Origin of the sequence: Brevundimonas nasdae, assembly GCF_016654005.1 — a bacterium.
GTDB lineage: Bacteria > Pseudomonadota > Alphaproteobacteria > Caulobacterales > Caulobacteraceae > Brevundimonas > Brevundimonas nasdae.
This window is the reverse complement of sequence record NZ_JAEPWN010000017.1, coordinates 16,248-42,382: the sequence shown is the minus strand read 5'-3', so window position 1 is coordinate 42,382 and position 26,135 is coordinate 16,248. Positions and strand designations below refer to the sequence as shown.

Below are 26,135 nucleotides of genomic sequence, written 5' to 3'. Positions count from 1 at the left end.
CCGCCAAGCCGCCACCGTTAGACCTCAGGAATGAGGGGTCCTTATTCGACGCCGATCACACCGCTAACGGGGTCCCTTTTCCACGCCGATCCACAGCCTGCGCGCTCAAACCCAACTGCTGCCCCAACGGGCCGGCTCGGAAGGTGACCCGTTCCATCCACGAAGACGCCAGGGACGTCGCCCGCGACATCGCCAGGACCGACGCCTACGTCACCTCCCGACGCGAGCGGAAGAAGGTCGAGATGTTGTTCGCCCACCTCAAGCGCATCCTCCGGCTGGACCGGCTGCGCCTTCGCGGTCCCTGCGGCGCCCGCGACGAGTTCCTACTCGCCGCCACCGCCCAGAACCTGCGTAAAATGGCCCGTCTGATCCAGTTGCAGACCGCCCCGGTGTCCGCCTGAAGGCCCCCGAGCCCCGCGATCTCGTCACCGCCTGACCAATCAGCCGAGCCGCCTCGTCAGCCTGCCGACTTTTTCAACGGTATCCGCCAGAAGCGGACATTGGCGGCTTTGCAAGAACGCGACATAGAAGCTCGGCGTGGGCCTGGTTACTGATTGTTCGTTGAGTTCTGATCTAGGCCCGTCGCCGATGTTTGAACAGTTCACCTTCGATGGATAGTGCGAATGTCAGCCAAAGCGCCATACGATCCGACATCCGCAGTGTCGCCATCCATTCCGATGTCGAGATAGAGTTTTTTGTTCCTCCCGAGCTAACGGATTTGTTGGCGCCTGACGTCATCGACGCAGGTCAGAACGCAATGTTCCACACACGACCCAGACCCCGCCATAGATGACAGCGAGGCCTGTCAGAATGGCTGCCAAACCTGAGACTTCCCAAAGGCTGGCGCCCATGGCGTTCAGGCGAACAAAAGCCTGAACGGCAGCGGTAGACGGTGAAAAATGCGCGAGCCAGACAAGACCTTCAGGCATCATGAAATGCGGCCACGCAGCGCCGGACAAGAAGAACAAGGGCGCGGAAGTGCCGACCAGAACCTGCAAGACCCGTTCGTGGCGATCGAAAAGCGCGCCTAGAAGCAGACCCACAGCGGCGACCGCCGCTGAAAAAATTGGCGCTAGCAGTAGGACGCCGATCAGGTTGCCTGCGCGGGGATAGTCCTGAAACCAGAACACGAAACCGAAATAGAAGAGGCTGGAGGCTGTCCCAATCGCCGTAAGCGCCAGCCACAGACCGAAGCGCGCGCTGCGTTTCAGCCTAGCCGCGCCGGTCTCTCGACGCACGGCTGTGATCACGCCGGCTCCCAGCAATAGCGTCTGCTGCAAGATGATAAGACTGACCGCCGGCACGGCGTAACCGCCGTAGCCCTCCGTCGGGTTGAAGAGGGAAACCTGCTTCAGGGTCGGCGCTAATCTGACGGCGCGGGCGATATCAGGCAGCCCTTTCAACTGCGCCTCGGCGACCTGCGCTGTTGCGGCGGCGACGGCTCTGCCGACCGCTGTGACACGAACCAGATAACCGCCGTTCAGCCAGATGGCCACGCCCGTCGGCGCCCCCCTGACCAGATCGGGCTCAAAACGCTGAGGCAGGACGACGACCCCATCGACCACGCCCCGCCGCATCAGTTCAAAGCCCTCAGCAGGGGATGAAATCACGGCGGCGACCTCGATCTCGCGCGAAGCATTCAGGTCTTCGACAAGAGTGCGCGTCAGCGCGGTCTGCGTCGGTGTCGCTATGGCGATGGGCAGTCCCGTCGCGGCCTGTCCGGCATAGGCGGCCGGATAGTAAAAGGCGTAAAGGACGACGGCCAAGATCAGCAGACTGCTGACCGGCCGCGCACTCGGCAGGTTCCGGAACGTCGCGGCGAAGGCGGCGATAACGCCCTGTTGCGGAAGCGGAAAGTTCAAATCCTCAGGCTTGGGGACAAGACGCGCTCGTACCCGGATGAAAAGCGCCGATAGAAGAAGACCAATGACGGTGACGCCGCTCAGAATCATCAAGTCTCGCCATGCCGATGCGGAAGTCGCACCCGTGACCAGCTGGCCCGTCTGCAGCCGTAGATAGTGCGTATAGGGAAGGATATCGCTCCAGATCCGGGCGAAGCGCGGCCCATGGTCCAACGGGAGAGTGCCGTTGGAAAAGGCGATAGCCGCGCCCGAATAGATGGCGGTGGCCGAGAACGCCATATCCACCTCGCCAAGCGCAGAGACCAGAAAAGCCGACAAGACAACGCTCACCGCCATCAAGGCGAGTATGCCAACGATCAGCAAAGGGAGAGAGCCTGCTACACCCCAGCCCCGGACGCCGCCGAGCCAGGCGATCCAGGCCAACCCCCACAGGCTGAAGATCACGAAGTGCGGAATGAGTCGCCCGATCAGAGCTGTCGTCGTGAAGCCGCCCATCTCGGCCTTGAAGCGTTTGAATGAGCCGCCCTGCATTTGCCGACCAACCGCCAACACCGCGGAACAAGCCGCCAGCAGATGAAGGACACCCGGCGCCAGAAGTCCGCCGAGAAAAAGCTCGAAGCTGAGCTGCGGATTGCCGACGATCGACACCTGAACAGCGGGGTGTTGCAATGCGGTTTCGGGCAATCCTCTCTGGCGCGCGCGTTCTTGCAACTGCTGGCCGGCCGCTGATGCGATGGCCGCGCTCTGCCCCAAGGCCGACAAGGCGCCGACCGTCTGGAAGGCGCCATTGAACGACACGGTCACCTGTTCCGGCCGACGAAACGCCCCGTCAGAAAAACCTGCTGGGAAATGAGCGACGCTGTAAATCTTGCCCCGTCGCATCAAGGCCATGGCCTCCGTCATCGTCGCCGGAGCATGGGTCACGCGAACACCGGCGCTCGCCTCCATGTTGCGAATTGCGGCGCGGCTGAAGACCGAATTGTCCTGATCGACCACGGCGACCGGGGCCTGACGGATCACTCCAGGGGCCAGCATCGTCGCGATGACCATCAGCAGGATCAGTGGCAGGCCAAAGGCGACGAACGCGTCCCACCGTCGGCTCACCAGGACGCGCGCCTCGTCCCGAACGGCCGATACGAAGACGGCCGCGAGGCGTCTCACCGTGCGGACCAATCGAACAGCACGCTCATGCCAGGCCTCAGGCCGCTGACAGGTCGAACAGGCTTGGCCTTGACCTGAAAGCTTCGCACGTCATAGCCGCTCGACTGCCGGGTTGAGCGCCAGGTGGCGAACTCACCTTGAGGATTGATGGCGGTGATCCGGAAGGCGACGTCAGCGAGGCCGAGTGCGGGCACATCGCCACGCACGATCGCGCCGATTTTCAGATCGCGAAACTGATCCTCGCGCACACTGAACGTAACCCAAGGGTCGCCGATGTCCACGATTGTGAAGACTGGCACGCCCGTGAGCACGAGCTCGCCGACATTGGCGAAACGCTCCGCAACCTCGCCGTCGTTTGGAGCAAGCAGTCGTGTCTCACCCTGGAGGCTTTGGACCTCGGCGACTGCGGCCTGCGCGCCTTGCACATTGGCATCGGCAACGGATTTTTCCTGCGGCCGTGTCCCTGCCAACGCCTTCAGATACTGCTGACGGGCGGCTTCGGACTGCGAGGCTGTAGCAGCGCGAGCGGCCACGGCTTCGTCACGGCGTTGGGCGGAAATCACGCCTTCGGCGAACAGATTTTCCGCCCGCCGCGCAGTCTGGTCCGCCAAACGAGCCGTCGCCTGAGCGGCGCGCCAGACGGACTCGACCGACTTCACATCTTCGCGGCGAGCGCCTTCGCGGCTCATCGACTGAATGGCCTCACTCGACTGAAGCAAGGCGCGGGCTTGAGCCTCCTTTGCTGCAACCTCCGGGCTGCTCATCAGAGCCAACTCTTGACCTGCCTTCACGTGATCGCCCTGTGACGCGAGGAAACGCTCCACGCGGCTGGGCACCTTGGTCGCAACGGTGAAGGTTTCGGCCTCGACCATGCCCTGAACCTGATCCTTGGCAGGACGCGCCGCAAGGAAGAGGCCCACGATGATGAAGCCGATCAGCAGCACGAGACCGACGCCTACGATCACAGGCAGAACGCGTCGTCGTGCAGACGTACGACCGGCCGCAATGGTCGGCGCACCGTTTGTCGGGGCATCGGCAAAGGGAGGCGTATCGCTCATGGCGCGCTGATCCGATCTTCGCGTTGCAGATAGTCGTTCAAGGTCAGATCGCTTCCCGACGCCGCTAGCAGGGCGGCCAGACTGAGATCATATTCGAAAGCTGCTGCCGCGCGTTGCAAACGCGCGCCCCCCAGAAGATTGCGGGCGTCAACGACCGAGGCGGCAGTGGCCTCGCCTTCACGGAACCCAACCTCCTGAACCCTAAGATTCTCGCTGGCGGCCTGCAGGCTGCTGTCCATGCTCAAAAACTGACGACGCGCCAATTCCGCCTGATTATAGGCTCGCGTGACCAGCAATCGGGCGTCGTCTCGAGCCTGTCGTTCCACCTCCGCAGCAGCCGAGGCCTGAGCGCGCGCTGCGCCCAGCATGCGTCGTCGATCCACCGTCGATATCAGAGTGTAGCGGGCGCCGATCCCTACCGCCCAATCCGGCTCGGTCGGCAGAGCGTCGTCTGGATTCAAGTTGTAGGTTCCGAATGCATAGACGGACGGCTTCATTCGTGACGCTGCAAGATCGGCGCCCGCCTCGGCCAGATCGCGCCCGGCTTGAGCCTGCGCAAGGCGAGCGTTCGCCTGGCTTGCCTGGTCAAGAAACACGCCGGCGGGACCGACTGGGTCGCGGTTTACGAACAGGGGCGTGGTGGGAACGACGGCGTCATTGGTGTCAACGACTCTGGCGAGGGACGCCACGGCGTTGTCGTGCTCCAGTTCGGCCCTGTTGACCTGCCGCTGCGCCGCATCGCGGGCGACTTCCACCTGAAGCGTCTGGGCGTGGCTGAGCACGCCTTGCGATTCCAGCAGTCGAGCGTTGCGCAAATGCAGATCGAAGCCGTCACGGGTCTCCCGTGCGATCTTCAGTGCTTCGGCTGCCAGCACCTGGCCAAAGTAAGCCCGCGCCAGATTTACGTCCTCCAGACTGACCGCTTCCTGCTGTTTCGCCTGCGCCAGATCCACATTGGCCGACGCCGCTCGTCGTAAGGCTGGGATTGCGCCGCCGGTGTAGATCGGCTGAAGCGCCGTCACTGTGGGGCGAAAGGTCGTGTCGTCGATCTGCAGTCGGACGTCTTGCGGCAAGGCGGCGAAAAATTCGGGAAGCGCCGCTTCCAGCCGCTGACCGACACTCTGCAACATGTCACCCGGCACACCGGGCAAGTCCGCGATGAGCCCAGGAATGGCGGCGCCGAGCTCGGCCTGCGCGCGGTCCAGCGTGTCACCCAGCGAGAGATCGAATGTTTTGCGATAACGGATCAACTGAGCATCGAGCGCTACGGTCGGCCGATTCAGCCCGGCAGCCACATCCGCCTGGGCCCTCGCGGCCTGCATCCCATAGCCCGCAGCGCGACCGAGACTGGAATTGGAGCGCAAACGTTGTTGAGCAGCCGCAAAGGTCAGAGCGACTGTGGCCACGCCTTGGGCCGCCTCTTGGGGCGCGGCCTGAACTTGGGAGACCGCCGCAAGGGCGTTCGGCGCTGATCCGGCCAAAACGCCGACAGCAACTGAACCGATCCAAGCTGCACGCATCGTTTCACCCCGCCGTCAGGAACGACCAAATAACTCAAGCGCAGCCGTTACGTCCAGCAACTGGCGTTGCGAAATCGGCCAAAGGTCCAGCCCTATCCTCGTTATCGAGCGCACGCCGTTGAAGGTTAATTGGCTAGAAGCTGACATCCCTTAGTTCGCCTTGGAGTCAAAAGCGGTGCCACCGGACCCTTGCGCAAAGCGGACGTTGGGAGATTAGAGCTCCTTTCGCATCCGGTCGGCGCGACGCTTCACACCGATTCTCGGATCGAGCGCCAGAGCTGAATCGTAGCTCCGCAGCGCACCGGGATAGTCGCCCAAGACCTCAAGGCAGGAACCTTTGAGTTTTAGCGCCAAGGCCCGCGTGCGCGGGTCGGGATCACCTGCGTTGACAAGGAAACTGTCGAGGCTCAGCACGCATCGGTTCGCCAAATCCGGCGGCGGCACGTCGCCGGCAGCGCGCAGCAGGCGATGGACGACATACACGTCACCCTTGGCAAGGGACGCCTCGACCCATTTTTCTCGCTCCAGGAACGTGCCGTCGAGGCCGTAATCGAAGCCTTCACCCTTGAGATAGACCAGCCGCACAACGGGCCGATCCGTCGGAAACTCGTAGCTGGCCGCCCAGCCCGACTCCGGCACGCAGCTCCCTGTCTCAACCCCGGCTTCGAGGTCGAAGATGACCAGCCGCGAACTATCCTCAGAGTTTGGCGCATTGCACGCTTGGCAGACGGCCAAACGCCCGTCTGGTGACAAGCCGCTCTCATAGATGTTCGCCGCAAAATCACGGGCGATGATCGGGCTACCGTCCGCGCGGAAGGCGAGGAACCTCCCGCAGAGCGCGGAGGTGAACCGCCAGTCGTTGAGGGTGAAAGTGCCGTTGTCCGCAACATGGCCGCTGTTAGGCCGCTCGACCCGACCCTCAGCCACGACGACATCGCCATCAATGAGATAGTAGCGGCCCAAGCCAGATTCTCTGGCCCCGCCCCTTGTCCCTTCGTCGTTGCCGTCCCGCCAGAGGAGCGCGTAGCGCCCATTCGGTGACTGGACACAGTGACCGATGAACTTCAGCTCCGGGATATGGACAATGCTGCCAAGGCTGTCGTCCAGAGTTTGTCGGCGAATGCGGCGACCGGCTGAGGCGCGCGTGGCCGTCTCAGCCGAACCCTCTTTGGCTCCGAACAGCCATTTCAGCATGTCGCCCCCAGCGCTCGCTTATCGACCGCTGGCGATTGGCACCGCCGCCAGCAGCCGTTCAATCTCTGCCGCTACATCCTTCGAGACGGGAAGGTTTGCCCGCTCCCGCGGCCAAACATCCCGGAAGCGTTCGACGGCTTCGAGCGCCGCCGTCCGCGCCAAGGTTTCCGGGAGCCCCGCCTTGGCGGCCATGTAGGTGATTTCGTCGATGCTCAGATCGGTCATGAGCTTGGAGCGGCCAAACCGCAGCGCCATGCTATCGTCGGGAATGTAGACCGTCGTCGACAGGAAATCGTAGGCTGGAGCGAGCTGCGGCGTCCTGCCACCCGGGTAGATGAGCGACCAGTTTTTGAGGTGCATATCGGCATTGCCGATGAGGGTGTTGAATATGAGCCGCGTGATGAACTCGCGGATGCCCGCCTCGCCCGTTTCGATCCAGAGCACCCGTGCGATCGAGCGGTAGCTGCCCTTTCCATACTTGTCTTCGGGATAGATGCCGAAGACCTGGGCGAAGTCCTCGATATGAACCAGACCGCCATCACCCGTGCGATCGAAACGACGGATAGCGAAGGCGCCCTCCTCGATCTTGCCGATCCCGTCGGGCAAGCCTTCGATTTCATCCAGCGGCATGAGGCGGACTTCCGGCACATCCATGCCCATCCCGCTTGCCAATTTCATCATCGAGAACTCGTTCTCGGATACGCCGGCAAAGCGCGTTGAAGGCAGCTTGATGATCCAGTCACCGCCCGCACCACTCGCCGGGATGGTCAACCCGCCCCGCGCCTTTTCGACTGCTGAGAACTTGAGCTGCACGCCCGCCAGCGAAAAGCGAAGCGGGCCTTTCCCCGGCTTCGCCTGGACAGCTTCCGGCAGCTCCTCATCGTCAACCGTCCCCGCCCCAGCCGGGCGGACAGTGACCGCGCCGGGTAGATCCGGCCCAAGCACTTCGAGCAGTGGATATTCCCGCACGACCTTCACATGGGCACGCTTCGCCAAGTAGTCGCGCAGCGATCCTTCCGGCAGCAGGTTCGAGAAGAACGGCAGCAGCCGGGTTTGCTGGTGGTTGAAGTCGCGGATCAGGCCGCCATGCGCATCTTTGAACGAGAGGCTGAGCGTCGGCCGCGCGGCGTCATCGGCATACTCATCCGTGAACGAGAACACCGAACGGTCCCCGTTGAGTGCGGTGAGTGCGCCAATCGGTCGGCCACCAAGGAGAACTTCAAGAACGTCAGCGGCCATCTAGTCCTCCTCATCGAGGCTATAGGCTGGCATCTGCTTGAGGCCTTGGCCGTGCACGGCGATGTTGCGCAGGGTGCGCAGCTCGTGGGTTGCGGCCTTGATGTCGCGGGAGAACCGGGCAGGCGACCGTTTTTTGGTTGTTGCTAAATCTTCGAGACGTTGGGCGACGCCGCCGATCACCTGATTGGCCGCTTTCGGGACGAGGATATAAGCCATTTCCTCGACTTCGAGCGCCGCATCCTTGAGGTGCAAAATGCTCGTCAGATGAGGGTGCGTCTGCTCAAAGGTGCTGACCACCTGGATAAGGCGTTTGAGCGTTTTGCGTAGCGCCGCCTCTTCGGCCTCCCCCTCGCGCTCCTTCACGACCGCAGCGACCGCTTGAACGGCTGAGCGGGGGACAAGCTGGAGATCGAGATCGAGCGTCCTGGCCAACTCGATCAGGCTCGACAGCTGCATGTCGACATCGCCATTTTCAAACCGCGAAATCTGCGGTTGGGCAATGCGCGAACGAGCACTCAGCTCACGCTGACTCCATCCTTTATTGTGGCGAGCCTCTTTGAGCGCGCTGGCTATTTGCTCAAGGCTGTACAGCTTCGATATATTATCCCGCATCAAACACATCCTTTGATGCCGCATTACATATCACACGGAGGATGGAAATGTCAATTTCTGATATATAAAAACATATCAAAAATGACGTTTGATATGTTTTTATATATCACACGACCTGATGGGCGCAAGCGAACCTAGCCAAACACCTGAGCCTTGGGCGCTTCCTCCAGAGCCTCGCGAACCTTCGCTTGATCCTTTCCGCGCTTGGCAACCTGAATACGGAAGGTCTCAAGCTCGTCTAGGTCGGCTTTCATGTCATCAGGCGTAGGCGCAGGAACGTTCTTTCCGGCAGCCATGTCATGGCCAGAACGTTCGGAAACGCGCTTCATCGCCCAATAGACCGTCTTGTAGTCCGAATCTTCGACGACAACATTCTTGAGGCTCTGCGTTTTCACTTCAGAGTTAAAGCGCTCAACGGTCTTCCCTAGCAATACCTCCTCAACGAAGCGCTCCCACGTCTCCCGCAAGTCCGTGTAGAAATCCTTGGCTACCGCTCGATAGGCATCGGTTGAAAAGTCCGCGTGCTCAGCAGCTATTTTGTTCCGCCGATCCGCAGCGTCTCGCGGCGTTAATGGAGCAACTTCTGGATCGTCGGGAGGAATGGGCTGACCAGAGGCGCGGCCATGTCGCGGAGATGCGCAAGCGCGCCACTGAGGCCGAGGCCAAGCTCAATCGGCTCTACGAAGCTATCGAGAACGGTCTGCTGTCGCCGGACGACGCCTCGCTGAAGGATCGGGTCGCTGAACTCTCCGGCGTCCGCGATCAGGCCAGAGCAGACGCTGAGCGAATCAGCGCGTCTGTGGAGCGGCTGGCGCCGACGATCACACCGGACGCCTTGGCGCGCTTCGCCACCGCCGCACGGCGCAAGCTACGGGATCGCACCAGCGGCTATCGTCGGGATCACCTGCGGGCCCTAACGCAGCGCGTGGAGGTCATCAGCAAGACCGAGGCGCGCATCATCGGCTCACGAACCGAGCTTCTGCGGGCCTTGGCGTCTAGCGATGGTGGGAGTTACGCCGCCGCTGGCGGAGTTCTCGGTTTTAAACCGAAGTGGCGCGCCCGGCGCGATTCGAACTTCTATATCGACATGTTGAATCTATCCGCGATCGACAGACGCTTGAGTCGCCCCGACCGCTGTGAACACCGTCTGCATGGAGCTCACGGTCAAAGGGACGGCACAACTAGAAAGCTACCGGGAGCAGCTGCCAACGGCAGCGGACGAAGCGCGGTCTCCGTGGGCCGCCGAGTCATTGACGTGGGAATTCGTGCTCGTTCGCGAGAACGAAAAGGAAAGAAAACCAGAACTGCGTGTGCAAATTTTGCACACGTCGCCCCACAACCTACTGATTACACACCATAATCAGCACCATCCATCATCGGGGCGACGGAGAGTTTGCGGGATTGGTTCTGGGGCATTGTTTGAGCAATATCTCAGCGCACACGGAGCGCACAGGAAAATGGCGGCCTGGTCGAAGCTCCCGTCCAGAACATGGCGGGGCCAGGCCGGGTGTGAGGGGCGCTATATAGGCGAGACCTGTCTCAAAGGCGACGAGGCGTTACGCGGGGCGCGCCATCCACTCGGATCGAAGGAGGGCGTAGATGAACTCATCGCCCCAGATGCCGTCGAAGCAGTCGTTCTGGATCAGGTGCGCCTCGCGTCGAAACCCGAGGCGCCGCATCAAGGCGACCGAGCCAGCGTTCGCCGCGTCGAGGCGTGCGAAGATCCGATGCAGCCCGGCTTGTTCAAACCCCACGCGCACCAGGGCCTTTACCGCTTCGACGGCATAACCGTGTCCGGCCCAGGCGGGGTTGAAGATATAGCCGACTTCCCCCTGCGCGGCCGATTGATTGGCCAGCTTGAGCAGAACTTCGCCGATCATTTCGTCTTTGCCCGTCAAGGTGACGGCCAGGCGGAAGACGTCTCCATCTTCGGCGAATTTCGGCTGCGTAGCGTCCAAGAACTGGGCTTCAAGCGCCTGGTTCTGCGGCGGCGCCGCGTAGAGGAAGCGATAGACATCCGCGCGGCCGTGATAGGTGGCGTAGGCGGGGAAGTCGGCGGCTCTGATTGGTCTAAGGGTCAGGCGGTCAGTGACCAGAGGGAAGTAATCTAGGCTAGGCATTGCCGCCATCTGGTAATCGCCACGGCCTGTGTCCATGCTCCGCGCGGGCGCTTGTTGTCGCAGGCTGTGGGATGAGAAAGCGGATCGTTGGTAATCCTTGGGGGTGCCGGCGTAGCCGCTGCTCAGACCGGCTCTATTGTGCCGCCTTCAGGGCTTCGCCCCGGTCGTCGCTTAGCGCCAGGTCGCGCAGGGTGCGCAGTTGTTGGGCCGTCACGTCGGGGCGAGCGCTGACGGCCATGATCTGGGTGTAGTTGGCCAGACCGCGCTCGAAGGTGTCGCCGTAACCCTTGATCAGGCGCTGGCACAGGATGATCTCCAGGGCGAGGTCGGGTTCGATCGGCGCGGCGCGTTCGATGCGTTCCAGCCAGTCCTCGATCCGGGCCTGCTCCTCGACATAGCGCAGGGAGCGGGGGCGAATGGGGCGCAGGCTGGCGAGGGTGCGCAGGACCAGGAACCAGGGCAGGCTGCTGGTCTTCACATAGCGGCCTTCACGGAAGAAGGGCTCCAGAATGCGGCGCATCGTTGCATTCTTCAGGATCGCACGACCCAGCCCGGCGGGCAGGGTTTCGCAGACTTCCTGAAGGCGCGGGTGCATGAACTCGGTCACCCCCAGCAACTGGCTGTCGCCAACCTTGACCTCGGTGCGGACGCGGTCGATGCGGCTGGCGCGGGTCTTCAGGTCGGCGACGCGGATGGTGTCTTCATAGGCCATCCAAAGGGCCAGGTGACGGGCGGCTTCGACGATCAGGACGTCAGGTCCGTTCAGTCGCGCGATCCGCTCCAGCCGATCAAGATAGAGGGTTCCGTACTGCGGGCCCTGATAGTCGAGCAGTTTATGCAGGCCGTGCAGCGTATTGCGGTGCGCTGGGCGGGGAAGGGTCTTCTGTACGCGCGCGTACAGGGCGCGTCCGGCCTCGGTGGAGGGCGTCGGGGTGTCGTGGTCGACCTGTTCGGGCAGGGCGACCGGGGCCTGGGCGGCGCGATAGCCTTCGTCGAAACCCTTCAGATTGCTCTCGACGGCGATCTTGCTGTGGCGGATCGCGGCCTCAAAGGTTTCGCGCGCGAAGGGCAGGGCGCGGCTGCCCGCCAGAGCGCCGAACATGATCGAGCTGATCACGCTGCCGGAGCGATCGGTTGCGGCCTCCATGTCGAAGCCGATGAAACGCTGGGCGCGCTTGTGCGCGGCCTCGATGATCTTGTCGCCGTCGCCGCGCCCGTCGCCCATCGCCGACTTTTCAGAGATGGCGTAGATGCGGTGGGTTGAGCCGATCAGGGTGGTGCGGTCGGGGCTAGCGAAGCCGCGCACCAGGGCGCGGCCGACCTCCATCAGCTCCGAGGCGATGACGATGTCGACGTCTCCGGGCGCGGGCATCTGGGCCATGATGGGCGCCCGCTCTCCGGTCTGACGCGCCAGTTCGACATAATAGACGGTCGATCCGGTCCGCTGGGCCACGCCCGGCACCGAGGTGCCCTGGGCCAGCCAGCCCTCTGCGCGGGCGACCTCCTGAATCCAGTCTGCGAGAACCCCGCCGCCCTGACCGCCCAGGGCCAGGATCGCGATGCCGATACGTTGTCTTTGGTCGGTCATCAGAAAGCTCTGGCCGCGCGGGCGCGATTGTCCTGGGTTTGAAGAAAGCCGATCACCGCCTGGCGGATGTGCGAGGCGAACCGCTCCCACGCGCCGGGGTTGGAGACGATGTCGGCGCGATAGAAGCTGGGGCACAGGACGGCGGCGTGGCTGACCTCGCCGCACAGGCCGCAGCCGACGCAGCTGTTGTCGACATGGGCGATGGGGTCCTGACGCAAGGGGTCGGGGTTGGGCTTGATCGACAGCGAAGGGCAGCCCGACAGGCGGATGCAGCTGTGGTCGCCTGTGCAGGTGTCGGGGTCGATGCCGAAGCGCTCGCGCACCACACGACGGCCCTGTTTGATAGCGGCCCGCACCAGCGGCTTCTCGCGCCGCTGTTTGTTCAGCATGCATTCGGACTGGGCGATGATGACCTTCGGTCCAGCCTCCTTGGTGGTCAGGGCCTCTTTCAGCGCGTCGCGCATCTTGCGCAGGTCATAGGTGCGGTTGATCGAGCGGACCCAGTCGACGCCGATCCCGCGCACCGCTTTTTCGATGGGGTTGCGCGTGCTTCGGACGCGGTTGTCGGCGCGGGATGACAGGATGTCCTGACCGCCGGTCGCGGCGGAATAGCCGTTGTCCACGATCAGGGTGACGGAATCGTCCTTGTTGAAGACGGCGTTGCCGATCCCGGATGTCAGGCCGTTATGCCAGAAGCCGCCGTCACCCATGACGGCGATGGCCCTGCGATCCTTGGGCTTGAAGGCCGAGGCGCCGGCGCCGCCCAATCCGTATCCCATCGTGGTGTTGCCGATGTTGAACGGCGGCAGGATCGAGAACAGGTGGCAGCCGATGTCCGCCGAGACGTGGGTCGGGCCGATCTCGCGCTCCACCATCTTCATGGCGGTGAAGATCGGGCGTTCGGGACAGCCCGTGCAGAAGCCTGCAGGCCGGGCTGGAATCTGTGAGGCGGTCGTGGGGTCCAGCGGCGTCTGCACGCTCTGGGGCAGGGCGCGGGACGGCCGCCATTCCTCCAGAAACTTCATCAGACCCTTGCGGATGACGTCGCTGGTGTATTCGCCTGCGCGTGGCATGACGCCCTTGCCGACGATGCGGGTCTGCAGATCGCCGCGCCGAACCAGGGTGTTCAGTTCGTGCTCGATGAACTCGGGCTGGCCTTCCTCAAGCACCAGCACCGCCTTCTTGCCGCGGCAGAAGGCGACGACCTCTTCCGGGATCAGCGGATAGGCCACGTTCAGGCAGTAGATCGGCAGTTCGCTGTCGCCATAGGCGTTGGACAGGCCCAGCAGTTCCTGCGCGCGGTTCAGGTTGTTGTAGAGTCCGCCCTGGACGATGACGCCGATGTCGCCCTCTTCGGGGCCGAACAGTTCGTTCAGATGGTTGTCGCGGACGAAGGCGATGCCCGCCGGCCAACGTTTCTCGATCTTCTCGACTTCGTGCAGGAAGTTGGCGGGCGGCAGGACGATGCGGTTCAGGTCGCGCGTCGGGGCGGCGGCCGCTTCAGACACGGTCAGGGGCGGACGACGGTTGTCGCGGGCGGTGAACTCGCCGGTCATGTGGCAGGAGCGGACCCGCAGCTCCAGCATGACGGGGGTGTTGGAGGCCTCCGACAGTTCGAACCCCTTCTCCACCATGTCGACAATGCTGGGCAGGTTGGGGCGCGGGTCCAGCAGCCACATCTGTGACTTCATGGCGAAGGCGTGGGTGCGCTCCTGCATGATCGAGGAGCCTTCGCCATAGTCCTCGCCGACGATGATAAGGGCGCCGCCCTTCACGCCGCCGGACGCCACGTTCGACAGGGCGTCGGAGGCGACATTGGTGCCGACCACCGATTTCCAGGCCACCGCGCCCCGCAACGGATAGTTCACCGAGGCGGCCAGCATGGCGGCGGCGGTGGCCTCCGACGCGCTGGCCTCAAAGTGGACGCCCAGGCTTTCGAGCAGATCGTTCGCGTCGGCGAAGACGTCCATCAGGTGGCTGATGGGCGAACCCTGATAGCCGCCGACATAGGCCACGCCGGACTGGAGCAGGGCCTTTGTGACGGCCAGGATGCCTTCGCCCCGGAAGGTTTCCCCTTCAGAGGCGGTCAGCTTCAGGACCTCGGACTTGAACGAACGCTCGGCCATGACCTCAGGCTCCGACGAGCGCCAGAACGCGCAAGGGGCTGCCCGACCCGTCGCGGATCTTCAGCGGCGGGGCGATGATGACGGCGCCGGTCGGCGGCAGCAGGTCCAGGTTCTCCAGGCACTGCAAGCCATAGCGGCCCGCCGCGTGGAACAGGGTGTGCGCGGGATAGGGCGGCGTCAGCAGATGCGCCTGTCCGGCGTCGGTGCCGATGGTCTCTACGCCGAACCCAAGGGCGTCGCGGTCTTCGACCAGGAAGCGCACGGCGTCGGTGGATGGTCCGGGCGTATGGGCGCCGTCTTCACGACGGTTGGTGTAGGCCTCGCCGATGCGCTTGGACCAGTCGGTGCGGAACAGGATCCAGCTTCTGGGCGGGATGCGGCCATGCTCGGCTTCCCAGGCTGTGATGTGTTCGACTGTCAGCAGGAAGTCGGCGTCGGCGGCGCAGTCATTCGAGCAGTCGATGACGACGGCGGGGGCGATCAGGTCCTGCGTCGGCAGAGTGTCGACCGTATTGTCCGCCAGGTCCTTGCCGCTGACCCAGTGGATCGGCGCGTCGAAGTGGGTACCGGTATGCTCGCCGACGGTGAAGTTGCTCCAGTACCAGGCGACGCCGCGGTCGTCGTAGCGCGAGATTTCATTGCGGCTGAACGGCGCGCACTGGCCGAACTCGGGCGGCAGCACCAGCGTCGGCGTGTCCTCCGAAAGGGTCTGGGTCAGGTCGATCACCCGGATGTCGCCGGTGGCGATTGCGGCGGCGAATTGATTTAGGGTTTGGCTCGTTGGGGTAGACATCTTGCCCTCCTCTATCCCAGTGAGACCTCAAGCCTTGTCCAATAAACTTGCAAACGCAACAAAAATTCGACGGCCATCATGACGGGAGCAGTTTGACATGGCGGATGATCCCAGGGCGCTGGGCGATCCGGGATCGGAATCTTTTCGTGTGGATTCCTACCCCTTCTACCTGCTGAATCGCGCTGTCAGCCGGTACAATGTGATCATCGAGGCCCAGCTTCGGGCCATCGAAATCGACATCCCGACATGGCGCGTCCTGATGGTGCTGGGCGAGGAATCGCCGCGCTCCATCGGCCAGCTGTCCAAGACGGCGGTCATCCACCTGTCGACGATGATGCGCATCATCGAGCGGATGATGAAGGCGGGTCTGGTCGAGCGCGCGCCGGATGCGCAGGACGGCCGCGTCACCAATGTGATCCTGACCGATCTGGGGCGCGAAAAGCTGGCGGCGGCGCGAAAACTCACGGCGCCCCTGTATCGCCAGGTGATCTCGGGCTTCTCGCAGAACGAGTTCACACGCCTGCTGGAAATGCTGAACCGTCTGCACGCCAATCTGGGCTGAACACGGCGACAGGCTTGCCTCCTGCCGAAAACTATTTTAGGCCTAAACTAACTTGAGGGTCTGAAAATGCGTGTTGCCTGTCTCGGCGGTGGACCTGCCGGCATCTATTTTGCGATCTCGATGAAGCTGCGGGACCCCTCGCACGAGGTCCATGTGTTCGAGCGGAACCGTGCGGGCGACACCTTCGGCTGGGGGGTGGTGTTCTCGGACCAGACGCTGGGGAATCTGACGCGCAACGACCCCGTCAGCGCCGAAACCATCATGTCAAGCTTTGCGCACTGGGACGATATCGAAGTGGCCATCGACGGCGCTTCCGAGCGGTCGTCAGGGCACGGTTTCATCGGCATCGGCCGGTTGAAGCTGCTGCAGATCCTGCAGGCACGGGCGCGCGAGCTGGGCGTCATCATGCATTTCGAGCATGAGTTCAGCGCCGATCTGACGTTCTTTGCGGACTATGATCTGATCGTCGCCGCCGACGGGGTGAACAGCCGCATTCGCACCCAGTACGAGGACCGTTTCGACGTCGACATCCAGACGCGGGCCAACAAGTTCATCTGGCTGGGCACCACCAAACAGTTCGACGCCTTCACCTTCGCCTTCGAACAGACCGAGGCGGGCTGGATATGGGCCCACGCCTATCGGTTCGACGAAACCCATTCGACCTTCATCGTCGAGTGCTCGCCCCAGACCTGGGAAGCGTTGGGGCTGGAGCATCTGGATCAGGCTGAGACCATCGCCCTGTGCGAACGCATCTTCGCCCGCCATCTGGACGGACACGCCCTGCTGACAAACGCCTCGCACCTGCGCGGCTCGGCAGCCTGGATCAACTTCCGTCGGGTGATCTGCGGGCGGTGGTCGTTCGACAATGTCGTCCTGCTGGGCGACGCGGCGCATACGGCGCACTTCTCGATCGGATCGGGCACCAAGCTGGCGCTGGAGGATGCGATCAAGCTGGCCGAGGTGCTGAGCCGTTCGGGTCTGGAAGGCCGCGACGACCTGACCAGAGCCCTGGCGGAGTATCAGGACGAGCGTCAGGTCGAGGTTCTGAAAATCCAGAACAGCGCCCGCAACTCGACCGAATGGTTCGAGACTCTTGAGCGATACGCCGGGTTCGACCCGCGCCAGTTCGCCTATTCGCTTCTGACCCGCAGCCAGCGGGTCAGCCACGAGAACCTGCGCCAGCGGGACGAGGCCTGGCTGTCCAAGATCGAGCAATGGTTCGCAGACGAAGCAGACAATGACGACGTCGCCCCACCGCTGCTGACGCCGTTCACGGTCGGCGGCCTGACCCTGAGCAACCGCGTCGTGGTGCCGCCCATGCTGGTCTATGCGGCCCAGGACGACGGCGCGGCCACAGACTTCCACCTGACCCACTATGGCGCGCGCGTGCTGGGCGGGGCGGGTCTGGTCATGACGGAGACGCTGGCGGTGTCACCCGAGGGGCGGATGACCCCGACCTGCCCTGGTCTGTACGACGACGTCCAGATCGACGTCTGGACGCGGATCAATACTCTGGCCCGCAGTCATGACGGCGCCGCCACCTGCGCCCAGATCGGCCACGCCGGGCCGCGCGGATCGTGCCAGCCCCCTGATGCGCGCGGTCGGATAGATGTTCCCCTGGCCCAGCCTTGGCCGGTGGTCGCGGCTTCCGACCGCCCGTGGCGTGACGGCGGCCTGACGCCCCAGCCGCTGGATGAGGCGGGCATGGCGCGGATTCTGGATGATTTCGTCGCGGCGACGCGGCGGGCGGATGCCGCAGGGTTCGACATGCTTGAGGTCCACGCCGGTCATGGCGGGCTTCTGTCCAGCTTTATCACTCCGCTGATGAACCACCGCACGGACGCCTATGGGGGTGACCTGGATAACCGTCTGCGCTTCCCCCTGGCTGTGGTCGCAGCGGTCCGCGCCGTCTGGCCGGCGGCCAAGCCTCTGGCCGTTCGCCTGTCGGCGACCGACTGGGCGGGCGAGGCGGGCGTCACCATCACCGAGGCGGTCGAGATCGCCCGACGCCTGAAGACGGCTGGCGCCGATCTGATCGACGTGTCGGCAGGCGAAACCGATCCGAAGGCGCGCCCTGTCTATGGCCGCATGTTCCAGACGCCGATGGCCGACCAGATACGCAACGAAGCGGGCGTGCCGGTGATCGCCGTGGGCAACATCACCGAGGCGGATCAGGCCAACTCCATCCTGGCGGCGGGCCGCGCCGATCTGGTGGCGCTGGGCCGTCCGCATCTGGCCGACCCGGTCTGGACCCTGCGCGCCGCAGCCCAGGCCGGGCGCGCGATCAGCACGCCTGCGGCGTATCGCTCAGGCCAGGATCAGCTTATTCGCCAGTTCCAGAAACAGGCGGAAATGGCGCGTGGGTGATGGACGACAAGACTAGACCGGCCTCGATCTCCATGCCGGAAAAGCTGGACGGCGGGGCCAGCGGGCCGATGGACGTGCGGGTGTGGCTGCGGATGCTCAGCTGCACCATGACCATCGAAAAGATGCTGCGCCGCAATTTCCAGGATCAGTTCAACACGACCCTGCCGCGCTTCGACGTCATGGCCTCGCTGAACCGGCACCCGGACGGCCAGACCATGGGGCAGCTGTCGCGCGCGCTGCTGGTGTCCAACGGCAATGTCACGGCCATTGTGCGCCAGCTGCAGGAGCAGGGATTGGTGGAGGCGCGGGCCGATCCAGAGGACCGGCGCTCGTCCATCGTGGTGCTGAGCGCGGCGGGCAAGGCGCAGTTCGACCAACTGGCGGCGGCGCACCATCGCTGGATCGCCGGGGTGTTCGCCGAGGTCGGCGTCGAGGATCAGACGCAGCTCTACGGGCTGCTGGCGACACTAAAGGCGTCCATCGCCGGAAAAGGACAAGGATGAGTTTCGAGACCCGATTGAAGGTGCGTTTCGCCGACGTCGATCCCGCCGGGATCGTCTTCTATCCGCGCTATTTCGAGATGCTGAATGCGGTGCTGGAAGACTGGTTCGCCGACATGGGCGCCGACTTCGCCGCCATGCACCTGACCCGCCGCACCGGCGTGCCGACGGTCAAGCTGGAGTGCGAGTTCATGGCGCCGGGCATGCTGGGCGACGAACTGTCGGTGACGGTGCGTCCCACCCGCATCGGCCGCAGCAGCTGCAATATCGAATATGGGATCACCGGCGGCGGCGTGGACCGCATCCGCGCATCCGCCGTTCTGGTCTGCATGGACCTGGATCGGCAGAAGGCTGTCGAATGGCCTCAGGACATCCGTGAGCGGATCGAGGCATTGCTGGCGGACTGAAGGTCGAGCGACTATGCAAAAGTAGAAGGGGAGGACGGATGTCCTCCCCTTTTTTCGTCAGGCGGCGATGACGGCGTGACGCAGTCGGCCGATGCCCTGCACCTCGGCTTCGATGGTGTCGCCGGGCCACAGCCATTCCTGCGGATCAAGACCGGCGCCGACGCCTGCGGGCGTGCCCGTGGCGATGATGTCGCCCGGCTCCAGGGTGATGCCCTGGCTGATGTCGGCGATCAGCTCATCGACCTTGAACAGCATATAGGCGGTGTTGCTGGACTGTTTCTGCACGCCGTTGACCGACAGGCTCAGGTCCAGGGTCTGCGGGTCCGGGATCTCGTCGGCGGTGACGATGCACGGGCCCATGGGGGCGAAGGTGTCCTGGCCCTTGGAATAGATCCACTGACCGGCGCGGCGGCAGTCGCGGGCGCTCATGTCGATCAGGACCGTATAGCCGAAGACGTGGGCCAGGGCGTCCTCACGCGCCACGCCCTTGGCGGCGACGCCGATGACGGCTGCCAGTTCGACTTCCCAATCAAGCTGCTGGGTGATCTTGGCGTTGTGGACGATGGGATCGCCGGGGCCGACGACCGTGGTCGGAGGCTTGGAGAAGATCACCGGTTGGCGCGGCAGGTCCGCAGAGGTGTCCAGCGACCGGGCGGATTCGGCGACATGTTCGGTGTAGTTCAGGCCGATGCCGAAGATGTTCTTGCGCGGGCGCGGGATGGGGGCCAGCAGCTTCACATTGGCGAGCGGCGTCGCGACCCCGACCGGGAACAGGCCGTTGACCACAGCGATCAGATCGCTGGCGATGGTTACGGCATTGGGGCCCAGGTCGATGAACTCCAGCATGGTGGACGGCAGCGGCGTGTTGGTCGCCGCGCCCAGTCGTTGCAGGTCCACCACCAGAGAGCCGCTGATGGCTCCCAGCCGGGCTTCCGCCTCTATGGACGCGCGGTAGGTTACAAGGCGCATGGTCTGGTCTTTCTAGCGAGAGAGAATGGGTTGACGGCCGTCGTTCTCGCTCAGGGCTTCCTCGCGATAGAGGCCCAGGGCGCGGATGGACGGCAGGTCGTTGAACGAGAACAGGCAGGCGTCTTCGCGGTCCGAGGCGTTGGCGTGCTCGTGATAGGCCCAGGACGGAACCACGAAGATGTCGCGTTCCTTCCAGTCGAAGCGGCGGCCGTTGATGATCGAATATCCGGCGCCCTTGGCGCACTGATAGACGATGCTGCCGGTATGGCGGTGGGCGCGGGTGTGCTCGCCGGGACGAAGCATCTGCATCGCCGCGCCTATGGTCTGCATGACCGAGCCGCCGGTGTGGGGGTTCACATATTCCATGTGGACGCCGTCGTAGGGCGAGCCGTCCGTGACGCGCGCGAACTTCTCCAGCGCCTCATAGGTCGGCGCCCATTCGTATTTCAGCAGGGGCGAATAGCGACGCGTCCAACTGTGTCCGGCCGGGCGCAGGCCAGCCCCCGCCCAGGTCGCCGTGCTGTCGTCGATAGGGTAGGCGATGGCCTGGTTCAGGTCCGGGTGGACCTCATAGAAGTTGGCCTCAAGCGCATTCATCAGCGGGATATCCAGGCCGTCCTGCCAGATGCAGATGGTGCCCGATTCATCGACGCCGTGTTCGTGCCACGTGCCGTTTGGCGTCAGGACGAAGTCGTTGGCGCCCAGGGTCATCTTGTGCCCGTCGACATTTGTGAAGGCGCCGCTGCCCTCCATGATGAAGCGCAGGGCAGAGGCGCTGTGACGGTGGCTGGACGCGCATTCGCCGGGCTTCATCACCTGCAGGCCGGAATAGAGCCAACCGACGGCGGCGACCACGTCCGCGCGACCTTCGTTCTCCAGATAGATGACGCGGCGTCCGGCCTGTTCCGGCGTCACCAGCTCCAGCGCCTTCAGCACATGGTCGCGCAGATCGTCATAGCGCCACAGCATCGGCTTTGACGTCGAAACCGGCTCCCACGGCTCGATCTTGTTGGCGACGGTCCACAGGGCGCCGACGCCCAGTCTGGAAAGCTGTCTGTAATAATCGACGAGCGCGGGGGTGTCGGCGACATTGGCGCGGCCGATGACGTCCTCCCGGTACTGATCATATCCGCCAGCGGACATGGACGCCTCCCTTCGGTCAATATATTATAGGTCTAAAATATCTTCCATTTACTGTCAAATGCAACTAATCTGCAGAACGTCAGTCGAGGTATCGGAGAGACCCGCATGAGCCCGTCCTACAAGGCCGCCGTCGTCCAGGCCGCGTCTTCGCCACATGATCCCCAGGCCTCTGCGGACAAGGCGGCGGGCCTGATCCGTGAAGCGGCCGCTGCGGGCGCGCGGCTGATCGTTTTTCCTGAGGCCTTCCTGGGCGGCTATCCCAAGGGGGCGTCGTTCGGCACGCCGGTGGGAATGCGCAAGCCGGAAGGGCGCGCCGACTATCAGCGCTATTATCAGGGGGCGGTCGATCTGGACGGGCCCGAGGTCGCGGCGGTGGTCGAGGCGGTCGCCGAAACCGAGGCCTTTGTGGTCATGGGGGTGATCGAGCGCGACGGCGGCACGCTTTACTGCACCGCCCTGTTCTTCGACGGCGCGCGGGGCCTGATCGCCAAACACCGCAAGCTGATGCCTACAGGGGCCGAGCGTCTGATCTGGGGCTTCGGCGATGGTTCGACCCTGCCGGTGATCGAGACCAGCCTGGGACGGATCGGCGCGGTGATCTGCTGGGAGAACTATATGCCGATGCTGCGCATGGCGATGTACGACCAGGGGATCGGCATCTATTGCGCGCCGACGGCGGACGACCGCGACGGCTGGGCCGCGACGATGCAGCATGTCGCGCTGGAGGGGCGGTGCTTTGTTCTGTCTGCCTGTCAGCATATCCGTCGGGGCGCCTACGCCGCCGATTATGACTGCGCGCTGGGCGACGATCCTGATACGGTCCTGATGCGCGGCGGCAGCATGATCGTCGCGCCGTTGGGCGAGGTTCTGGCCGGACCTGACTATTCGGGCGAGACGATCCTCTACGCCGACATCGACCTGTCGGCTGTGACGCGCGGCAAGTACGATTTCGACGTGGCGGGCCATTATTCGCGGCCGGATGTGTTCCAACTCAGCGTCAACGCCGCGCCCCAGACGCCGGTCGCCTGGAAGGGCGGCAAGGGCTGATGCAGTTCGATTTCAGCCGTCTGGCCGCCGCCGACCGCTACAAGCTGATGAGCGCCTCGATCACGCCCCGGCCCATCGCCTGGGTGACCAGCCTGTCGAAGGCGGGGATCAGGAATGCGGCGCCCTACAGCTTCTTCAACATGATGTCGGCGGAACCGCCTTTGGTGGCCCTGGGCCTGATGCGGCGTCCTGACGGCGCCTATAAGGACACCTGCGCCAATATTCTGGAGACGGGCGAGTTCGTCGTGAACCTGGTGGCCGAGGCCGATCTGGATGCGATGAACTTCACCTGCATCGACGCGCCGCCGGGCATCGACGAACTGCACGCCGGGGCCATAGAGACGGTGGCGTCGATCGATGTGGCGCCGCCGCGCATCGTCTCGGCGCCGGTCAGCATGGAATGCCGCCTGAAGCACCGGATCGATGTCAGCGACGCCTCGACCGTGGTGCTGGGCGAGGTGACGGTTTTTCACATCGACGACCGTTTCGTCGATGGCGAGCGTCTGCATGTCGATGCGGCGGCCATGGGCCTGATGGCGCGGATGCATGGTGCGGGCTGGTATGCGCGCCGACCCGACATGGTGCGGCGCGATCGTCCGGCCTGGGCGGATTTCTGCGAACAGGCGCGCTGACGCAGGTTGCGGCCTGATCGGGTGCGCCGGAAAGCCGCGCCCCGTATGTTGCGAAAAACGCAACTTCATGAGGCTTGTTGTTGCATTGTTACTTCCGAACGGACTTTTAAAGTGATCCTGCGGGGCGCGTAAAGCCGGTCTGTTTTCGGAGGGGAAAATGAGCAAATCGATCCTAAATCGCTGGTTGCGAGGCTGCGCCTTGATGGTGGCTTTCGCCGCATCGACCGCTGTCGCCGCGCCTGCGGACAAGCGCGTGGCGCTGGTCGGCGGTTCGGTGGTGTCTGTTGAAAACGGAACCACGCTTAATGACGCCGTGGTCCTGATCGAGGGCGAACGGATCGTGCAGATCGGCCCACGCGCCTCGGTCGTGGTGCCCCAGGACGCCGAGGTGGTGCCGATGGACGGCCGCTGGCTGATCCCCGGCCTGATGAACATGCACGTCCATTTCGGGCTCAAGCTGCCGGGCGCGGCGGGCGCGGAATTGCAGAATGAAACCGACGCCCAGCAGGCGCTGCGGATGGCGGCCAACGCCCGGCGGTCTCTGCATGCAGGCGTGACCACTGTGCGTCTGGTCGCCGAAAGCCACGGCAATGATTTCGCCCTGCGCCGCGCCATCGAGCGTGGCGAGGCTGTCGGTCCGCGGATCGAAACGGCGGGCGAGCTGATCGTGCCGACCGGGGGCCACGGCTTCCTGGAGGTGGATGGTCCCTACGCCTTCGCCCGCGCGGCGCGCGAACAGATCAAACAGGGCGCCAGCTGGATCAAGATCGCCATCTCCGGCGGCATTTCGGACGTGCACGGCGACATCGCCGCCGCCCCCATGACCAATGACGAACTGTCGACCCTGATCGAAGTGGCGCACCGCAACGGCGTGCGCGTCACGGCCCACAACGGCTCGCCCGAGGCCGCCATGCAGGCGCTGGAATACGGCATCGACTGTTTCGAACACGGCTATCACCTGACCGAGCCGGTGCTGCGCCGCATGGTGCAGCAGAAAGCCTGGCTGGTGCCGACCATCGTGGTCAGCCAGCCGGGGGCCAAGGACTTCTATCGCCGCATCGGTTCGCCTGACTGGTACCTGGCGCGCGTCGACAGCGTCGGCCGCGACCACTGGGCCGTGCTGCAGTCCGCCATCCGCATGGGCGTGCCGATCGCTCTGGGCACCGACCAGTTCCCGTTCGAAGACAACGAGGGCACGACGGCGACGGTGCGCGAGGCCGAACTGTATGTCGACGCCGGCATGACGCCCGTGCAGGCGCTTCAGGCCGCGACCATCCAGCCCGCGCGCATGATGCGTCGTGACGCCGACATCGGCAGCATCACCGTCGGCAAATATGCGGATATCGTCGCCGTGCGCGCCGACCCGACCAAGGACATCAGCGCCCTGCGCACGATCGACTTCGTCATGAAGGGCGGGGACGTGGTTCGCCACGACGCGCCCGCCGCCGCGCACTAGCCGACCGCGATCCGAGTAAGCTTATGACCGCTTTATCGCCGCGCACGGCGTCCTGGAAACTCTATGGCCATCGCTGGCTGTTGCTCATTCCCTTCATCTGGCAGATCGGCTGCGCGCCGTTCGTCAACTCGGCCTCGGTGCGGGTCTTCTCCCTGCCGTTGCCGCTGGTCTGGCAGATGACGGGCATCCTGATCGCCAGCGCCCTGATCGCCCTGGTCTTCAGGCTGGATGAGCGCATGGAGCGGGCGCTAGGCCTGGATGAAGACAGCGCGGGTCGCGCCGCCGATGCGGAGGCGTCCTCGTGATCCTGTTCCTGACGATTTCAATCGTCGTCGCGACCATGCTGGGCGCGATGCTGTACGGCCATCAGAAAAGCCGGGCCAAGAGCGTGTCCGAATGGGCCGTGGGCGGGCGGCGGTTCGGCACCCTGATCTTCTGGTTCCTGAACGCGGGCGAAATCTACACCACCTTCGCCGTGCTGGGGATTTCCGGCTTCGCCTGGGCCTATGGCGCCCCGGCCTATCTGGCCTTCACCTCCGTGTCGTTGGCCGCCACGCTGGGCTATTGGCTGATGCCGCGCATCTGGCAGGCGGGCCGCGAGGGGGGCTTCATTACTCAGGCCGACTTCTTCGCCGCCCGTTACAAGGCGACCTGGCTGGGCTGCGTGGTGGGTCTGGCGGGCATCATCGCCATCATCGTCTATGTGCAGATCCAGATCACGGCCCTGAGCATGATCCTGCGTCTGACTTTGGGCGCGGAAGTGTCGGTTCTGGCCTCGGCCATTCTGGCAGCGGTCATCATGCTGGGCTTCGTCTATGTGGCGGGCCTGCGTTCGGCGGCTTTTGCGGCGGGCGTCAAGGATGTGTTGATGGTGGTGCTGGTGGTCGCTCTCAGCGCCACGGTGGCGCACAAGGTCGGGGCGACCTCGATCCTGGACGTCTTTGACAAGGTGCAGGATCAGCATCCGGGCATCGGCGTCTTCCCCGGCCTGGTTCCCGAGGCGGGCCTGACGGTGACCTGGTTGATGACCTCGGCCCTGAACGTGGCCCTGGGCACGTGGATTTTCCCGCACATGTTCCAGCTCTGCTATGCGGCGGGCAGCCGTAAGGCGATCCGGCGCAACGCCGTCTGGCAGCCGCTGTACTCGCTGTCCTTCTTCTTCATCATCCTGCTGGGCTTTGCGGCCCTGCTGGCGGGGACCCAGCCTCCTGGCGGCGATGTGAATGCGGCCCTGCTGCAGTTCGTCTCTGATTCCTATCCCTCGTGGATGATCGGCCTTCTGGCGGGAACCGCCTGTCTGCTGGCCCTGGTGCCGGGATCGGTCCTGCTGCTGACGGCGGGTTCGATCTTCAGTCGCAACGTGCTGACGCCCCTGCGTCCGGGTCTCAGCGATCAGGCCGCGCTTCGGGCTTCACGCCTGTCCATGGTGGTGTTTGCAGGCGTCGCCGTCTGGCTGACGGTGGGGGCGACCGCGTCCCTGGTCGAGATCGGCCTGTCCGCCTACGCCGCCATCGGCATGCTGGCGCCGGGCGTGTTCCTGGCCTTCCTGTGGCCGCGCGCCAACGCCATCGGCGTCGCCGCTGGCATGGCGGCAGGCTATGTGGTGCTGCTTGCGCCCGCCGCCCAGACCCTGTTCGGCGCCCTGTTCCCGGAATGGGAGAAGGGGTTGGTCGCCATGGGTGTCAACGCCATCGTGGCGGTCCTGGTCATCCTGATCACCAGCGCGCGCGAAAAGACGGCCCAGCCCCAGCCCGTCGCGGGCTAGGGGCACCCGTCCGG

The 26,135-nt window shown here is 64.1% G+C and carries 24 protein-coding genes; 11 read left to right on the top strand and 13 right to left on the bottom strand.

Annotated features, from left to right (window positions below):
- Positions 1–401: transposase (locus JKF87_RS17650; RefSeq protein WP_370874361.1), on the top strand; the 401-nt coding region annotated here is incomplete at its 5' end.
- 333 nt (positions 402–734) lie between these two features.
- On the opposite strand, the gene JKF87_RS17645 is transcribed toward JKF87_RS17650, so the two are convergent.
- The 7 genes from JKF87_RS17645 to JKF87_RS17615 all read right to left on the bottom strand — a co-directional run bounded on the left by JKF87_RS17645 (position 735) and on the right by JKF87_RS17615 (position 9,077).
- Positions 735–3,035 (bottom strand): ABC transporter permease, encoded by a 2,301-nt coding sequence (locus tag JKF87_RS17645; RefSeq protein WP_236261491.1) that lies wholly within the window; start codon positions 3,033–3,035, stop codon positions 735–737.
- Positions 3,020–4,081: an HlyD family secretion protein gene (locus JKF87_RS17640; protein ID WP_236261490.1), complete on the bottom strand. Its 1,062-nt coding sequence runs from the start codon at positions 4,079–4,081 to the stop codon at positions 3,020–3,022. Before JKF87_RS17640 ends, JKF87_RS17645 begins: the two co-directional genes overlap by 16 nt.
- Positions 4,078–5,487 (bottom strand): TolC family protein, encoded by a 1,410-nt coding sequence (locus JKF87_RS17635; protein ID WP_307418345.1) that lies wholly within the window; start codon positions 5,485–5,487, stop codon positions 4,078–4,080. The genes JKF87_RS17640 and JKF87_RS17635 overlap by 4 nt, the downstream gene beginning before the upstream one ends.
- A 327-nt stretch (positions 5,488–5,814) precedes the next feature.
- Positions 5,815–6,795 carry a tetratricopeptide repeat protein gene (locus tag JKF87_RS17630; protein WP_201101190.1) on the bottom strand — a complete coding sequence of 327 codons (981 nt, stop codon included), beginning with the start codon at positions 6,793–6,795 and terminating at the stop codon, positions 5,815–5,817.
- A gap of 18 nt (positions 6,796–6,813) precedes the next feature.
- A complete protein-coding gene (locus JKF87_RS17625; protein WP_201101189.1) occupies positions 6,814–8,034 on the bottom strand; it encodes a type II toxin-antitoxin system HipA family toxin in 1,221 nt (406 codons plus the stop codon).
- Positions 8,035–8,646 (bottom strand): helix-turn-helix domain-containing protein, encoded by a 612-nt coding sequence (locus JKF87_RS17620; protein WP_201101188.1) that lies wholly within the window; start codon positions 8,644–8,646, stop codon positions 8,035–8,037.
- Positions 8,647–8,780: 134 nt separating this feature from the next.
- The gene (locus JKF87_RS17615) at positions 8,781–9,077 is read right to left on the bottom strand and encodes a hypothetical protein (RefSeq protein WP_201101187.1); all 297 of its coding nucleotides are present in this window, start codon (positions 9,075–9,077) and stop codon (positions 8,781–8,783) included.
- 140 nt (positions 9,078–9,217) lie between these two features.
- Here JKF87_RS17615 and JKF87_RS17610 point away from each other — a divergent pair, with 140 nt between their 5' ends.
- Complete coding sequence (locus tag JKF87_RS17610; RefSeq protein WP_201101186.1) at positions 9,218–10,006, top strand: hypothetical protein; 789 nt, start codon at positions 9,218–9,220, stop codon at positions 10,004–10,006.
- Between the two features lie 196 nt (positions 10,007–10,202).
- Here the strand turns inward: JKF87_RS17610 and JKF87_RS17605 are convergent, their stop codons facing one another.
- The 4 genes from JKF87_RS17605 to JKF87_RS17590 form a co-directional block, all read right to left on the bottom strand.
- Positions 10,203–10,802, bottom strand: coding sequence for a GNAT family N-acetyltransferase (locus JKF87_RS17605; protein ID WP_236261489.1), 600 nt, complete (start codon positions 10,800–10,802; stop codon positions 10,203–10,205).
- A 97-nt stretch (positions 10,803–10,899) separates the two neighbouring features.
- Positions 10,900–12,354, bottom strand: coding sequence for an indolepyruvate oxidoreductase subunit beta family protein (locus tag JKF87_RS17600; RefSeq protein ID WP_201101185.1), 1,455 nt, complete (start codon positions 12,352–12,354; stop codon positions 10,900–10,902).
- Entirely contained in the window at positions 12,354–14,480 is a 2,127-nt protein-coding gene (locus JKF87_RS17595) for an indolepyruvate ferredoxin oxidoreductase subunit alpha (protein WP_201101184.1), read from the bottom strand. The genes JKF87_RS17600 and JKF87_RS17595 overlap by 1 nt, the downstream gene beginning before the upstream one ends.
- Before the next feature lie 4 nt (positions 14,481–14,484).
- Positions 14,485–15,273, bottom strand: a complete 789-nt coding sequence (locus JKF87_RS17590) for a cyclase family protein (RefSeq protein ID WP_201101183.1) — start codon at positions 15,271–15,273, stop codon at positions 14,485–14,487.
- A 97-nt stretch (positions 15,274–15,370) separates the two neighbouring features.
- Here JKF87_RS17590 and JKF87_RS17585 point away from each other — a divergent pair, with 97 nt between their 5' ends.
- The 4 genes from JKF87_RS17585 to JKF87_RS17570 all read left to right on the top strand — a co-directional run bounded on the left by JKF87_RS17585 (position 15,371) and on the right by JKF87_RS17570 (position 19,109).
- Positions 15,371–15,835: a MarR family winged helix-turn-helix transcriptional regulator gene (locus tag JKF87_RS17585; protein ID WP_201101182.1), complete on the top strand. Its 465-nt coding sequence runs from the start codon at positions 15,371–15,373 to the stop codon at positions 15,833–15,835.
- Between the two features lie 66 nt (positions 15,836–15,901).
- A complete protein-coding gene (locus JKF87_RS17580) occupies positions 15,902–18,202 on the top strand; it encodes a bifunctional salicylyl-CoA 5-hydroxylase/oxidoreductase (protein WP_201101181.1) in 2,301 nt (766 codons plus the stop codon).
- Positions 18,202–18,705 carry a MarR family winged helix-turn-helix transcriptional regulator gene (locus JKF87_RS17575; protein ID WP_236261487.1) on the top strand — a complete coding sequence of 168 codons (504 nt, stop codon included), beginning with the start codon at positions 18,202–18,204 and terminating at the stop codon, positions 18,703–18,705. The genes JKF87_RS17580 and JKF87_RS17575 overlap by 1 nt, the downstream gene beginning before the upstream one ends.
- Positions 18,702–19,109 (top strand): acyl-CoA thioesterase, encoded by a 408-nt coding sequence (locus tag JKF87_RS17570; RefSeq protein ID WP_201101180.1) that lies wholly within the window; start codon positions 18,702–18,704, stop codon positions 19,107–19,109. The genes JKF87_RS17575 and JKF87_RS17570 overlap by 4 nt, the downstream gene beginning before the upstream one ends.
- A 57-nt stretch (positions 19,110–19,166) precedes the next feature.
- Here the strand turns inward: JKF87_RS17570 and JKF87_RS17565 are convergent, their stop codons facing one another.
- Positions 19,167–20,078, bottom strand: a complete 912-nt coding sequence (locus tag JKF87_RS17565) for a fumarylacetoacetate hydrolase family protein (protein ID WP_201101179.1) — start codon at positions 20,076–20,078, stop codon at positions 19,167–19,169.
- Between the two features lie 12 nt (positions 20,079–20,090).
- On the bottom strand, positions 20,091–21,221 hold the full coding sequence (locus JKF87_RS17560; RefSeq protein WP_201101178.1) for a cupin domain-containing protein: 1,131 nt from the start codon (positions 21,219–21,221) through the stop codon (positions 20,091–20,093).
- Positions 21,222–21,326: 105 nt separating this feature from the next.
- On the opposite strand from JKF87_RS17560, the gene JKF87_RS17555 reads away from it, so the two are divergent.
- From JKF87_RS17555 to JKF87_RS17535, 5 genes are all read left to right on the top strand, one after another.
- Positions 21,327–22,268, top strand: coding sequence for a carbon-nitrogen hydrolase family protein (locus JKF87_RS17555; RefSeq protein WP_201101177.1), 942 nt, complete (start codon positions 21,327–21,329; stop codon positions 22,266–22,268).
- Positions 22,268–22,900, top strand: a complete 633-nt coding sequence (locus JKF87_RS17550) for a flavin reductase family protein (protein ID WP_201101176.1) — start codon at positions 22,268–22,270, stop codon at positions 22,898–22,900. The genes JKF87_RS17555 and JKF87_RS17550 overlap by 1 nt, the downstream gene beginning before the upstream one ends.
- 157 nt (positions 22,901–23,057) lie before the next feature.
- The gene (locus JKF87_RS17545) at positions 23,058–24,356 is read left to right on the top strand and encodes an amidohydrolase family protein (protein ID WP_236261486.1); all 1,299 of its coding nucleotides are present in this window, start codon (positions 23,058–23,060) and stop codon (positions 24,354–24,356) included.
- A 23-nt stretch (positions 24,357–24,379) separates the two neighbouring features.
- Positions 24,380–24,661: a DUF3311 domain-containing protein gene (locus JKF87_RS17540; protein WP_201101175.1), complete on the top strand. Its 282-nt coding sequence runs from the start codon at positions 24,380–24,382 to the stop codon at positions 24,659–24,661.
- The gene (locus JKF87_RS17535; protein WP_201101174.1) at positions 24,658–26,121 is read left to right on the top strand and encodes a sodium:solute symporter family protein; all 1,464 of its coding nucleotides are present in this window, start codon (positions 24,658–24,660) and stop codon (positions 26,119–26,121) included. The genes JKF87_RS17540 and JKF87_RS17535 overlap by 4 nt, the downstream gene beginning before the upstream one ends.
- Positions 26,122–26,135: the final 14 nt, after the last annotated feature.